The following is a 12,621-nucleotide window of genomic DNA, read 5'->3' on the forward strand; positions in this document are numbered from 1 at the left end:
ATTGCCGCCAAGACTGCGCCTTTAGCAGGCTCATGTTGCGAATGAACCAATATGCCGGGACGTTCCTAAGTTGTTGGTACGCAGCAGAAGTGATGTCTTGATGTTGTTGAGAAATGGCTCGATGTTGTTGAGAGTCGCTAGTTGCCTTGCGGACTCCTCGCCAAGGTAGCGTCGCAGCGTGAGCAACCTTGAAATAGCGTCGGCGTTGATGCTCATGGAATTCCTGCAGACATCGGGCTCGGACGGAGGCGTCACCATCTGCGTGGCGCTGGAGCTCGAGTCGCAGATAGCGCGGAGGCACTTCGTACCGCTGAGCCGCGTCGAACCCTGGGCGCAGAGCTTGGAATGCCTTTCAGCCACTCGTATCCGGGGTCTCGTTAGCCTCGGCCTTGCCGGCGGCCTGTGCGACGAAGTCAGCCTGGGCGATGTGGTCGTTGCGTCCGCCGTCGTATTCAACGGGCAGTGCTTTCCCACCGACGATCGGTGGGCAGATGGTGTGCTATCGGAGATGTCGTCCGCGATCTACGCTCCAATCGCCGGCGCCGACGTCGCTGTCACCAGTGCAGGAGCGCGCCGCGAGCTCTCGCGACGATCGGGGGCGGTTGCGGTCGATATGGAATCGCATTCAATTGCGCGATGGGCGGCTACCAACAAAATCCCATTTCTGGCCATCCGGGTCGTCATGGATGACGTTGGGCGGCGCGTGCCCGAGGCGGCGGTGAGCTGTGTCTCTTCCGCCGGGCAGACAAGTCCGGTCCGTCTTTGCGGACTCGTGATGCGACGTCCGCTTGACGCCTTGGCCATCTTGCGTCTCTGCGCGGATTGGCCGCAGGCGAGGCGATCACTGCACGGATGTTGTCTGGCGCTCGCCTCGCCTGGCACGGCCGCCGAACCCAAGTCGGCCACGAGGACTTGATGTCCCTGAGTAAAGCCGATGTCCTTCTGACCGGAGCCAGCGGCTTCATCGGCTCGGCAGTGCTCCGCGAAGCGGTTCGGCAAGGATTTCGAGTTCGAGCGCTGGTCAGAAGGGGAAGCCATTATGCAGACCTGTCGTCCGAGAGCGTACACTTCGCTTACGGGGATCTGCTTGACTCGGCTTCGCTGCGCCAGGCCTGTGAGGGATGCCGCTTTCTGTTCCATGTCGCGGCTGACTACAGGCTGTCGCTGCATCATGGCGCGAGAGTTCTGGCCTGCAACGTGATGGGCACCGACCATTTGATGTCGGCGGCTCTGCGCGCGGGAATTGAGCGGATTGTCTATACGAGTAGCGTCGCGACCTTGCGATATCAGGTCGGTGACGCCTCGGCGGAGGAGCCGGAAAGTCTTCCACTCGAGATGGCTGTGGGCCCCTATAAGCGCAGCAAGATTCTGGCTGAAAGACTGGTTCTTCAGAAGATCGCCGAGGACAATCTGGCCGCCGTTGTCGTAAACCCGTCAGCGCCGATCGGCCCGCGTGACTGGCGTCCGACACCCACCGGGCGCATCCTCGTCGCGGCAGCGAGGGGCCGGATGCCGGCTTTCGTGGACACCGGATTGAACCTCGTTCATGTTGACGATGTTGCGAAGGGGCATCTGGCGGCTCTGCACCGCGGTCGGATCGGGCAGCGCTATGTGCTCGGCGGTCAGAACGTCTCCCTGTCGGATTTGTTGGCGGAGGTCGCGTCGCAGCTTGGCCGGCGCTTTCGCGCCGTCCGATTGCCTTGGTACGCTGCTGTGCCGGCTGCGTTGGCGGGCGAAGCCAGCGCCTTTCTGACCGGAAGGGAGCCGTTGGCGACCTGGACCGGCGTTCAGCTCGCGCGGCACCGGATGTATTTCAACACGGCAAAGGCCGCGCGTGAACTGGGCTATCACGCGAGGAGTTATCGGCTAGCGGTCCATGATGCGCTCAGCTGGTTCGAAGCGAACGGGTATGGCGTGCGACGCTCAGCCGCCTGCGGCGGTCTGCCCACCGGCTTGTGACCGGGAAGGGCCCTGATCCGGGCTGCGGCCAAACCGAGCAATGAGAGCGGCGCGCGGCATATAGACGGCCACGCGGGTCCGCCCCAAGGTGTTGCTGCGCAGGGCGGCCGGGTTATGCGACCACACCAGCAGGGAGATCAGGACATTCTCGCCGAACCAGTGCACGCGCTCGGCTACGGTTCTTGATGTGCTGGCCTGCTCGCGTGCTGCGGCAAAGCCGTAGCGCGCCGAAAGCTCGGCCATCAGCGGAGCTGTGTCATCCGATCCAAAGGCAAGCGTCCCGCTGATCGCAACAATGTCGTCGAAATCCTTGCGGCTGGCTACGAAGGATGCGAGCTCGCGCAACGACAGGTCGATCTCACGCGCAAGCCGTCGCGCCCAGGCCAGCGTGGGACCGGTCGGGGAAAACGGGGGGACATGCTCGTTCCAGACATGAAGTGCAAGCAATGGAGCGCCGGCGGGCAGATAGGTGCCGTCTGGCAGCATCACGGCGGTACGGCACGCCGCCCTCTGCAGTCGGAACAGGCAACTGGCGGAGGACGTGTACTCGAAGATGTGCTGCCGGTCGCGCAGAGATTGATCGATAGTGGCCATCAACTTGCTCAACATCACGATCGCTCCGATGCGGACAGCGGGCGCGATACCGTGCTCGCCAAGTCGCCGCCGACGGCTTCCAGCGGAGACGAAAACGGTGCCCCGACGGCGGGAGGAGGGCGGACATATTGGTAACCTCTCGTCCAGGGCCGCTGGACCGAGCCGTCGGTCGATGGCTTGAACGCCTGCACCTGCGCGATGGACAGCCATCCGCGATCGAAGGCGCAAGCCATGCCGGCGAGGAAGACCCGCCAGGTTCGAACGATCTCCGGACGAGTCGTTGCGTATGCCTCGGCGAGATGCTGTTCCAGTCGACGGCTCCAGTGCTGTAGCGTGAGCGCGTAATGCGGACGAAGGTCTTCCGCATCGGCGAATTCGAGGCCGGACGCGGAGAGCTCGACCAGAACACGCGACAGGTGGGGAACGGCGCCGCCGGGAAACACATGCCGGTCGATGAACTCGCCGCCGGGCGGCCCGCGCGAGCGGCCGGCGGGATCGGTCGAAACGATTCCATGGTTCAGGAACACCCCGCCGGGGCGCAGCACTCTGGCCACGGTCCGGAAATAGGCCGGGAGATGAGCGAGCCCGACGTGCTCGTACATGCCGACTGAGACGATCCGGTCAAAACTACCGATGTCATTGAGATCCTCGTAGTGTTTGAGCTGGATGTCGATCCGATCGGAAAGGCCTGCCGAGGTAACGGCGTCGCTGGCTGCCGCATATTGCTGCCCGCTCAGCGTGACGCCGACAACTTGCGCTCCGTGGCGCGTCGCCGCCCATCGGGCCAGGCCTCCCCATCCACAGCCGAGGTCGAGCAGCCGGTCGCCTGGTCGCAGCAGAAGCTTGCGGCAGATGTGTTCGAGCTTCTGCTCCTGCGCGAGCGCAATGTCCTCGTGTCCGGTGCGGAAATAAGCGCAGGAATAAATCATCAGCGGATCCAGCCAGAGCCGGTAGAAATCATTGCCGACATCGTAATGATGATGGACGTTGCTGCGAGCGCGTGATCGTTTCCGCAGCAGCCGTGTCAGCGCCGGCAGGCGTGCGGCTCCGACGATCGGTGAAAAGCGGCCGAGCCGCTCTGCAAGAGCAATCCCCGCGCGAACGACATTCTCGATCGGTCCGTCCACCTCGATATCTCCCGCAACATAGCAGTCGGCGGCGCGCGAGAAATCGCCGACGACAAGGGCTTTCAGTGCGACGGCCGAGTGGAACGTAATCGTGACGTTAGGGTGCGTCGACGAGAAGAAGGAGCCGTCGGGGAACACCAATCGAACCGGGGGAAGATCATTGCCGAAGCGGTCCTCCAGCCGTTCAAGGAGATGGCGGACGAGGCTCATCTTGTCACTCCTGGGCTGCTCCCTCTGCGCATCTGCTCGGGGCTTTCGTCGTACAAGGTCGCCAGCGTCGTTCGGATCACGAGTGCGATCGGCACGGCCGTGATCACGCCGACGATGCCAAAAATCGCGCCGCCTGCGAGGAAGCAGAATATGATGAGAGTCGGATGCACGCGCCCCGCCGCCCCGAGCAGGATCGGTCCGATCAGCTGATCGATGGTCAGCCGCAGGGCCGCCAGGTAGAGGCCATAGCCGACGATGGCATCGAAGCTCGAATTGTGCTGCAGGGCAACAACGCCCGCGATCGCCGCCGCGGCAATTGGACCTACGACCGGGATTGCCTCGAGTACGCCCGTCAGCAGCGCGAGAAAGATGGCGTGCGGAACGCCGAGCGCGAGACCGAGACCGATATAGGCCAGGATTGCCGCGAGGCAGACGACGGCCATCACGCCGATGAAGTAGCGCCGCAGAACGGGATCGAGCGTGACGAGGAGATGATCCGTCACGAGCGTGCGATGCCCTGGCGGAACGAGCCGAATCAGGCCGCGGACAATGGAGTCGCCGCTGATCATGAAGAAGAAGAGAATGACGAGCGTGAGCATTAGCCCGAAGCCGGCGCCGAACGTCGTACCGGCCAGCAACGCGATCAGGCGCGGGGTGGCAAGTGCATCTCTCAGCGCAACGGTGGCTTGGCGTGCGATATCCGGTGCAGACATCTGCTGGCCGAGAACGCGAACGGGGCCGGCGCCGACAACGCCGCGGACGAGTTGCGCGATCGTGGTCTGCAGGTCGCCGAGCGCGGCAGCGATCTCACGGGCGAAGGGAGGACCGCATAGCCAGCCGAACAGCGCACCCGCGCCGACGATGACAAAGAAGCCCAGGGCCGCGACGAGCGCCCACGGCAGATGTGTTGCTGCTACGATCCGCGCGATCAAAGGCCAGCAAATGTAGCTCACGACGGCGGCCAGGACAAACGGAAGCAGAACGAGCTGAAGCTCATATAAGGTGATGATCGCGAGGGCCACGATGAAGAGGATCGCGTGTGTCGAAAGCTTCTCGACGTGCTCGTGATCCTTCGCGGTGCTGATCTGGCAGGACGTGCCGGTCACGGGTAGATCCGTCCTTTCCACACGATGCGCCCCTTGCGGTGACGACGGACGCTCTCGATCGCAAGGCATGCGCCTAGCCAATAGCCGAGCGGAAACAGCAAGCCATACCAGAACGGGATACGCAGGTAGACGGCTCCGGCGACATGGAGTCCAACGAGCGCCGCGGTTGCCGCGGCAGCCGGCAGAGCTGCAATGCAGCTCGACGTGGTCCCATCGGCACACCGTTCAGCGAGCAGCGCGGGCAGCAGGATGCTGATTGCCGACGCCAGTACGACCAGGGCGGCGGTGATGACGGTCGCCGCGGGACCACCGAGCATTTCGACCATGTTTTTCGAAAGGCCAGGCCACAGATCTGTCCAGCCTCGGTACATGCGCGCGGTCAGCGCCGTCTGCCCGTCAGCAAGCAGCACCTGCCGTCCGCTTTGTTTAATCAGGCCTGCCAAGGCAGCGTCTTCGCAGATCGCGGAATGCACGGCAGCATGGCCGTTGACCGCGCGATATGCTGATCTCCGAACGAGCATGAATTGTCCACTGACGGTAACGCCGGGGCTTTCTGGCCTTTGCAAAGTTGCGAGATCCTGGGTGAATGCCAACAGATAGAAGCCGCAGGGAATCAGCAAACGCTCCGGAAAGCTCACAAGCTCCTGACGTGGTGCAAGCGACAGCAGATCGAGTTCAAGGTACTCGGCAGTTCGAACCGCCCTGGTCAGCAATGAAGGCTCGGCACGCACATCTGCATCGATGAAACACAGCCATTCCGCGCCGGCAGGGGCGGCCTGGGCACCGGTCCAGCAGGCCTGCGGCTTCCCAACCCAACCGGGGCGAAGCGGCGGACTGCTGACTGGCCGGATCAACGGCGATCGGGCGGCGAACGACTGGGCAATCGCGAGACTTTCATCGCGAGAGCTGTCGTCGACGACCAAGATCGCTAGACGATCGCGCGGATAGTCCTGCGCATCGAGGTCCTGCAGGCAAGCGGCGAGGTTGCAGGCCTCGTCGCGCGCGGGAATGATGACGCAGACGCCCGGATAATCATTGTTCGGTGCTTGCACGGATCCCAGCGACGGCAGCAGCGCCTGCTGACGGCTGGCACGCGCAATCAGCCACGCAACACAAACAAGCCAGGCAATCGATAGCGCAAGATCCATCGCGCGCCTCGGTCGTCATCCTCGGACCGCTCAATGAGTGGCCGCCGGATAGGTTCCTGTTCACGGTTTTGGTTCGCCTGGCAAGCTTGTGGGCTGGCCGAGCACTTCGCGGAGATACAGCTTCTTGATGGCAACAAAGGTGATCACCGTGATCGGTGCAGCGAACACGATCGCGACATCGCCGAAGATCATGCTGACGAGCACGATGCTGAGGATGAGCACGGCGGGCGGCAGGAAGATGAGCTGCCGCTGGATGACTGGTACGATGACGTTCCCTTCGATCTGATGGATGATGAGGTACGCCACGATCGTCCAGATGGCGACGGGGAGGCCTGAGCTCACGGCCACCAGGACGGCTGGGATGGACGCGATCAACGGTCCCACATAGGGAACGAACTCGCAGACGCCCGCGATGACGCCGAGGGCGATCGGAGACGGCAGGCCGATGAGCCAGACTGCTGTGGCGGACAGGGCTCCGATGAGGAGCATCTGGATCCCTTGCCCGAGCAGCCACAGGCGCAGCGCGCGGCCGATATCATCGAGTGTTTCGAGCGCGTCACGACGGCTCCCCGGCCTGAAGAGCGCCGCCAGGCCCTTGCGATAGACCTGGGGCTGCACGGCGAGATAAACCCCGGCGGCGACAGTGAAGACGATCTGTTCGAGAACCTGGACGCTCAGACTGGCGAGATTGCTGGCAAGGCTCGTCAGCGAGATGTTTCCCGTCCCGGCATGGGCGAGAACGAGCCGGCCAAACTCCGAGTGTCGCATATTGTCCCGGATGGAGGAGGCGGCAGCTTCGGCGCGGGTCAGCACGTCCTGGATCTCCGACGCCAGCTGCGTGCCGAACAGATAGAATGTTCCGCCTGCGGTACAAAAAATGAGAAGACCGGACACCATCAGAGCAAAGCCGTGCGGCATGCCGATCCAGCGCGTGAACGGCTCGCTCACCAACTCCAAGAGCATGGCCACCAGGATTGCGCCGACGAAGACAAGCACGAAGTCGCGCAGATACCAAACCAACGGCGGCAACGCGGCGAATGCGACCGCAATCGCGACGCGCTTGGTGAATTCGCCGGTCGACATCTGAGTCATCGTCTCCCTGTCCGAAGCAACGTGTTGAGCTGGCCCTGAAGCAGGAGCGGATGTCCTCAATGGGGAGCGTGCCCGTTGCTCGCGATGTCGAAAATCGCGAAATAGTGCAGCACAATTCCCATCAGGACAAAGCAGTGCCAGATTGCGTTCTGGAAGCGCAGCCGCCGCCAGAGATGAAACACGACACCGACGCTGAACGACACGCCGCCGCCGATCATCAGCCAATTGACCGCAGGTGGAAGCGTGTCGGCCTGCGCTCTGCACAAAGTCAGACCGCACCATCCCATCAGCAGATAGGCGACGAGCGCCAGCCTGTCGTAGCGGCCGGGCATCAGCAGCTTGACCGTCGCCCCTGCAGCCGTCGTACTCCACAGACTGACAAGCAAGGCAAGCTTAACTCCGGGTTGCTGGACCCTGGCGATGAACGGCATGTAGGTGCTGGCGATCAGAACATAGATGGCGGAATGATCGAGGCGGCGCAGCAGCCACTTTGCGGGACTTATCGGCCAGAGATTGAAGGCCGCCGACGTGCTGAGGGTCAGCAGCAGACCGATGAGATAGATCGCGACGTCGACTTGCATCTCGACGTCGCTCAGCGGCGCGAGAACAGCGGTCATTGCCAGGACTGCGGAAATGGCAAAGCAAAGCCCGACGACATGAATGAGAAGATCGGCACGGATCTCCACTGGGCTGTAGGGCCAATCGATCGGCGCGGTCAGGTCGACAATGGCGCGACGGCGGCGTTCGGTCTGGAGGTCATGAGCTTTGAGCGTGTTGGAGAGAATGCGCATTGGGATTAGCTACGGTCGGGTTTTGAACGAAGGAGGCCAGCTGTTGATAACGAGCGCTGTCGCCGAAAGGCGAAGGTGCGTAGAAACAATCACATGGCTTCCAATCGATCGTGCACGCCGCCCGTTCCCTGCGAGGGTAAGGTTGGATCGGTCGCGGACTGTGTTTTTACTCCGCTGCAGGTGGCGCCTCTGGGCATTCGCGTGCGAATGGCTTCACGTCTCTCGGCTGTCCCATCAGGACGGGCTGAAACAACACGGCGGCGGTCATGGTGCAGAGGAGCGAGAGGGCCATCAGTCTTCCCATGCTCGACATCCCCGGATATTCGGAGGCCCACATGCTGCCGAAGGCAACGGCGTTCGTCAGCGCGCTGAACACGACAGCCTGGGTCAACGCGGATTGGAGCAGGTGCGTCTTTCCCGCCCGCCAGGCCATGATGTAGTAGATCTTGAAGGCAACACCGACTCCGAGAAGAAGCGGGAGTGCCACGATGTTAGCAAAATTGAGTGGAAGACCCCAGATCACCATGATTTCGAGTGCAAGCAGACCGGCGACGAGCAGCGGAATGAGCGTGAGCAGCACGTCGCCGATCCGCCGCAAGGCGATATAGAGCAGCGCCGTGATCGCGAGCAGCGCAAGGAGCCCGGCTTCGACGAAGGCGCCGGTGACGGTGCGGCTGGATTCATAGTAGCTGATCGCGGCGCCGCTAGCCACAGGAGCAGCGGCCAGCACGGCTCGGGCGAAGCCGCGCAGCACGTCGGCGTCATTGGCATTGCCTCTGGGTGAAATCTGTACCCGGGCGCGGCCGTCCGGAAGGACCCAGTCCCGCTTCAGGTCCGGGGGCAGTGTGTCGCGTGTCACACGGCTTGCGGACAAGCCAGATCTGAGTGCCTGGAGATCATAGGTCAACGGTTGAATGAAGGCGAGCGCGGCGCGCTCGCGAGCCGCCGCATCGGCGTTGGCGAGTTGTTCCAAGAGCCCGGCGAGATCGCGCGCAGCGGTCCCGCCCTCTCCCTCGTCGGCTCTGGCTGCTTCCTGGAGCGCCTTGGCGGCCGATTGGAGGGCAGCAACGGTCTGCTCGTCGGTGGGAGCCTCGGTCTCCTCCCGTATCCGGAGTGCCGGTCCAAGATCAGAGCGTGCCTGATGAAGGATGGCGAGCTTTCCATCCTGTTGAGCCGGGATGAAGGTCGACAGTGTTGATGTGCGCGCAACCTCGGGCAACGCTGAGAGCCGCTTCGCCTGCTGATCGGCATCCTCGAGATTGGCGGCGAGCAGCTCAGCGTCCAGGCTTGCCGCCAGCGGATCCTGCTGCAACTTACGATAGGTGGCGACCGCGGGCGATGACGGGTTCTGCAGATTGATTGGGTTAAAATCGAACCGGAGCTGGAACAGGAGCGGAAGTCCAGCCAGAATGACTGCGGCCGTGACGGCCAGGACGATCTTGCGGTGGCGTTGCAGGAAGTTGTCGAGCGGCGCGAGGCGGGGGAAGCCGATCGGCGCGGCCTCGCCCGCCGGGGCCAGGAGCATCAGTGCGGCCGGCACCATCGTGATGCTGGAGACGAACGCGAGGATCATGCCGAAGCCCGCGATCAGGCCGAGCTCGGAAAGGCCGCGGTAACTGGTCGGCAGAAAGGCGAAGAACGCGACGGCCGTTGCAGCAGCCGCCAGGGCGAGGGGATCACCCGCCTTGTGCGCGGCATTCCTCAAGGCTTTTCGCAGATCACCGATCTCATGGCGTTCGGCACGGTAGCGTACGCTGAGCTGGATACCGAAATCGACTCCGAGGCCGACGAACAGCACGAAGAATGCGATCGAGATCAGATTGAATGAGCCGACCATCAGCAGACCGAGCGCGGCGGTCGCTGCGAGTCCTACCGCAAGGCTGAACAAGACGGCGACGATGAGCTTCCAGGACCGCAGGGCGAGCCAGAGCACGACGATCACGCCGAACACGGCGGCCAGCGTGTCGCGCAACGCGCTTTCGCGGATGACCGAGAACTGCTCGTCGTTCATGGGAACCTGGCCCGTCGGCGCAACCGTCGCGTCATAGTCGCGCTTCAGGGCGAGCTCATGCGCAGCGCCTCGGATGGCCTGGGTTGCGGCGCGGCCGGGCTGCAATTGATCGAAGTTGAGAACGGGGGAGACTTCGATGAAGTGCCGTCGCAGGCTGAGTGGCAGGTCATGACCTTGGAGCAGCGCCTGCCAGGAGAAGGTGGCGGGCCGCCCGGCCAGCACGTCTTTCAGGGTCTCGCTCGCCTGCGCGAGCGGACGAGCAAGGCGGTCGAGGCCGACCTGGCCGGACTGGACGACGGACGTCAGCATGTTGACAACGCCGCGCAACGAAGGGTCCGAAGCCAAGCCGCGCAGCAATGGCTTTGCGGTTGTGAGCCCAGCGATCAGTTGCTTGAGATCGGCCTCCGAGCTGTACAGCAGCCCGTTTCCCTCGAGCGTGAGGCCGGCGTCCGGCCGGTTCAGCTGTCGGATGTGGGCACGGTCGTTGCGTAGGGAATCGGCCAGTCGATCGGCGGCGAGCGTCGCGCCCTCGGCAGTGCGTCCCTCGACCACCACCGTCACTGCGCGCTGCGGAAACGCGCGCTCGAGCTCAGCTTGACGCCGGTGCCACGGCAGGTCCTGCGCGATCAAGGCTTCCACATCGGTGTTGATCTGGAAGCGCGTCACGGCAAACAGACTACAGCCGATCATGAGCAGCATGCCGAGTACGAGCGTCGCCCATTTGTGCTGTGCACAGGAGTCAACGATCCGCACAATGAGCCTGGTGATCATGGCAGTAAGACGCTTCGCGCGAGGAGCCGAACGAGGGCGCAAGCCCTCGATCGATCAAACCGTCTGGCACCTGCAAGTTCCTGCCATCTTAGAGCCGGTCGGACGGAGTATAAAGTGTACGGTCGCGAACACTCCGCGATGTCAGTCGAGGGAACGAAGCGGAAGCTGGAAGCATTGCTCCGGCCAGCCCCCGCCGGATCGCCCATGCTGCATCGCCTCGTGATCAATGCCGACGATTTCGGGCTCGCAAAAGAGGTGAACGAGGCAGTCGAGAGCGCGCACCGAATGGGAGCGCTGACTGCAGCTAGCCTGATGGTGAGTGGAGCAGCCGCGATTGACGCCATCGCGCGCGCACGTCGACTGCCGGAGCTGAACATCGGTTTACATCTGACGCTGCTTGAGGGCCACGCAGTTCTCGGTCAGGACCACATCCCGGATCTACTCGCCGCGAATGGACGACTTAGAACGGATCAGGTGCGGTTGGCCGTCGAGCTCGTACGTTCTCAGGACACACGGCGCCAGCTCAGGGCAGAAATCGAGGCTCAGTTCGAATCCTTCGTCCGGACCGGGCTCAAGCTCGATCATGTCAACGTTCACAAGCACTTTCACCTCCACCCCGTGGTTTTGTCGGACCTGCTTGCAATCGCGCGCCAATTTGGCGCCCCTGCAGTGCGGATTCCGGTTGAGCCGCGAAAGCCTATTTGGGAGATCGATAGGACGGCCCCGGGCCTGTCGGGCCTTGCGTTGCAGGCACACGCAACTTTTCTACGACGTATCGCCCGGCGCGCCGGCTTTCTCGTGCCCGACGCAGTGTTCGGCCTCGCCTGGTCCGGCGCATTCACGCGCTCGCGGTTATCGGCTCTTCTCGGGCGCCTTCCCGCGGGACTCGTCGAGATCTATCTTCATCCAGCGTCAGCGAACACCTTCGCCGGCTGCGCGATGGGTTATCGCTACTGCGATGAGTTTGCGGCCCTGACATCAGCTGACGTCGTCACTCGGGTCGGCGGCTTCGGAACGAAGGTCGGAGGCTATGCCGACGTTGGACACTCTGCTTCTGCGATTGTGCCGCCGGTGATCGCCTGTGCGAACGCGCGCTGATTGCATCAGCCGAGTGCTTCGTTGAGAATGACCAGCCCGATGAATCCGACGAAGAACATCGCCGTGGTCCAGAGGCGGTCTTCGACCTCGTGAGCCTCCACCATCAATTCCTCGACCGCGAGATAGAGCAGGGCGACGAGGCCGAACGAGAATGCAGCGGTCTCAAGTGCGTCAGGACTGCGCGAGATGGGATGAGCCAGCAGCGTTCCTACAGGAACCATACATGATACGACGACCGTGGTTGCGAGGACGAGGTGTTTGGGCACACCCGCCTGGAATGCCGCCGCGATTCCGACGGCGAGCGACAGGAATTCCAGCGACAGCGCGATCGCGAGCAGGATGCCTTGCGTCTGACCGGCGGCGAAGCCGAGGCCCAGGACGATGCCATCGATGAGGGCGTCAACTGCGGCTGCTCCAATCAGTCCAGCCGGCCCGCTGGCGCGCTGCTCGGCCACCCGAAGCATGAGCATGGCCGCCAGGCCGACCACGGCTCCTGCCGCAACGGGCCAGATGGTCCCTCGGCGGATCGCGTCCGGCAACAGCTCGGAGGCGGCGGCGGCGAAGATCACGCCGGCGGCGAGATGCTGGGCGGCGCTCGTGATCTGCTTGCTCGGCTGCGAGAACACGACGAACAGGCCACCGAGCAGCGAGGCACCCACAGGGATGAGGGCATAGATCCACATCCCGAGCAAACGGACGTCCGACAGTGGCGTT

At 63.2% G+C, this 12,621-nt stretch carries 12 protein-coding genes; 3 read left to right on the top strand and 9 right to left on the bottom strand.

The window, feature by feature from the left end; translation table 11 throughout:
- Window positions 1-30: 30 nt before the first annotated feature.
- Window positions 31-216: a hypothetical protein gene (locus BRAO375_RS37875; protein ID WP_175345294.1), complete on the bottom strand. Its 186-nt coding sequence runs from the start codon at window positions 214-216 to the stop codon at window positions 31-33.
- Between BRAO375_RS37875 and BRAO375_RS35620 the strand changes: the two genes are divergently transcribed.
- Complete coding sequence (locus BRAO375_RS35620; RefSeq protein ID WP_175345295.1) at window positions 215-916, top strand: phosphorylase family protein; 702 nt, start codon at window positions 215-217, stop codon at window positions 914-916. The two genes, BRAO375_RS37875 and BRAO375_RS35620, sit on opposite strands and share 2 nt — an antisense overlap.
- A complete protein-coding gene (gene hpnA, locus BRAO375_RS06070; RefSeq protein WP_052536051.1) occupies window positions 916-1,959 on the top strand; it encodes a hopanoid-associated sugar epimerase in 1,044 nt (347 codons plus the stop codon). Before BRAO375_RS35620 ends, hpnA begins: the two co-directional genes overlap by 1 nt.
- Here the strand turns inward: hpnA and BRAO375_RS06075 are convergent.
- From BRAO375_RS06075 to hpnN, 7 genes are all read right to left on the bottom strand, one after another.
- Window positions 1,924-2,568, bottom strand: coding sequence for a YkoP family protein (locus BRAO375_RS06075; RefSeq protein WP_009026576.1), 645 nt, complete (start codon window positions 2,566-2,568; stop codon window positions 1,924-1,926). The two genes, hpnA and BRAO375_RS06075, sit on opposite strands and share 36 nt — an antisense overlap.
- On the bottom strand, window positions 2,568-3,890 hold the full coding sequence (locus BRAO375_RS06080; protein ID WP_009026577.1) for a class I SAM-dependent methyltransferase: 1,323 nt from the start codon (window positions 3,888-3,890) through the stop codon (window positions 2,568-2,570). Before BRAO375_RS06080 ends, BRAO375_RS06075 begins: the two co-directional genes overlap by 1 nt.
- Window positions 3,887-4,996: an AI-2E family transporter gene (locus BRAO375_RS06085; RefSeq protein WP_009026578.1), complete on the bottom strand. Its 1,110-nt coding sequence runs from the start codon at window positions 4,994-4,996 to the stop codon at window positions 3,887-3,889. The genes BRAO375_RS06080 and BRAO375_RS06085 overlap by 4 nt, the downstream gene beginning before the upstream one ends.
- Window positions 4,993-6,144 (bottom strand): glycosyltransferase, encoded by a 1,152-nt coding sequence (locus BRAO375_RS06090; protein ID WP_009026579.1) that lies wholly within the window; start codon window positions 6,142-6,144, stop codon window positions 4,993-4,995. The genes BRAO375_RS06085 and BRAO375_RS06090 overlap by 4 nt, the downstream gene beginning before the upstream one ends.
- A gap of 60 nt (window positions 6,145-6,204) precedes the next feature.
- Window positions 6,205-7,227 carry an AI-2E family transporter gene (locus BRAO375_RS06095; protein ID WP_009026580.1) on the bottom strand — a complete coding sequence of 341 codons (1,023 nt, stop codon included), beginning with the start codon at window positions 7,225-7,227 and terminating at the stop codon, window positions 6,205-6,207.
- A 65-nt stretch (window positions 7,228-7,292) separates the two neighbouring features.
- Window positions 7,293-8,027 (bottom strand): PAQR family membrane homeostasis protein TrhA, encoded by a 735-nt coding sequence (trhA, locus tag BRAO375_RS06100; protein ID WP_009026581.1) that lies wholly within the window; start codon window positions 8,025-8,027, stop codon window positions 7,293-7,295.
- Between the two features lie 166 nt (window positions 8,028-8,193).
- On the bottom strand, window positions 8,194-10,809 hold the full coding sequence (gene hpnN / locus BRAO375_RS06105; RefSeq protein WP_009026582.1) for a hopanoid transporter HpnN: 2,616 nt from the start codon (window positions 10,807-10,809) through the stop codon (window positions 8,194-8,196).
- A gap of 204 nt (window positions 10,810-11,013) precedes the next feature.
- Here hpnN and hpnK point away from each other — a divergent pair, with 204 nt between their 5' ends.
- Window positions 11,014-11,907 (top strand): hopanoid biosynthesis-associated protein HpnK, encoded by an 894-nt coding sequence (hpnK, locus tag BRAO375_RS06110; RefSeq protein WP_052536052.1) that lies wholly within the window; start codon window positions 11,014-11,016, stop codon window positions 11,905-11,907.
- Window positions 11,908-11,912: 5 nt separating this feature from the next.
- On the opposite strand, the gene BRAO375_RS06115 is transcribed toward hpnK, so the two are convergent.
- Window positions 11,913-12,590, bottom strand: a complete 678-nt coding sequence (locus tag BRAO375_RS06115; protein WP_009026584.1) for a ZIP family metal transporter — start codon at window positions 12,588-12,590, stop codon at window positions 11,913-11,915.
- Between the last annotated feature and the right edge of the window lie 31 nt (window positions 12,591-12,621).

Origin of the sequence: Bradyrhizobium sp. ORS 375, from assembly GCF_000239775.1 — a bacterium.
Lineage (GTDB): Bacteria > Pseudomonadota > Alphaproteobacteria > Rhizobiales > Xanthobacteraceae > Bradyrhizobium.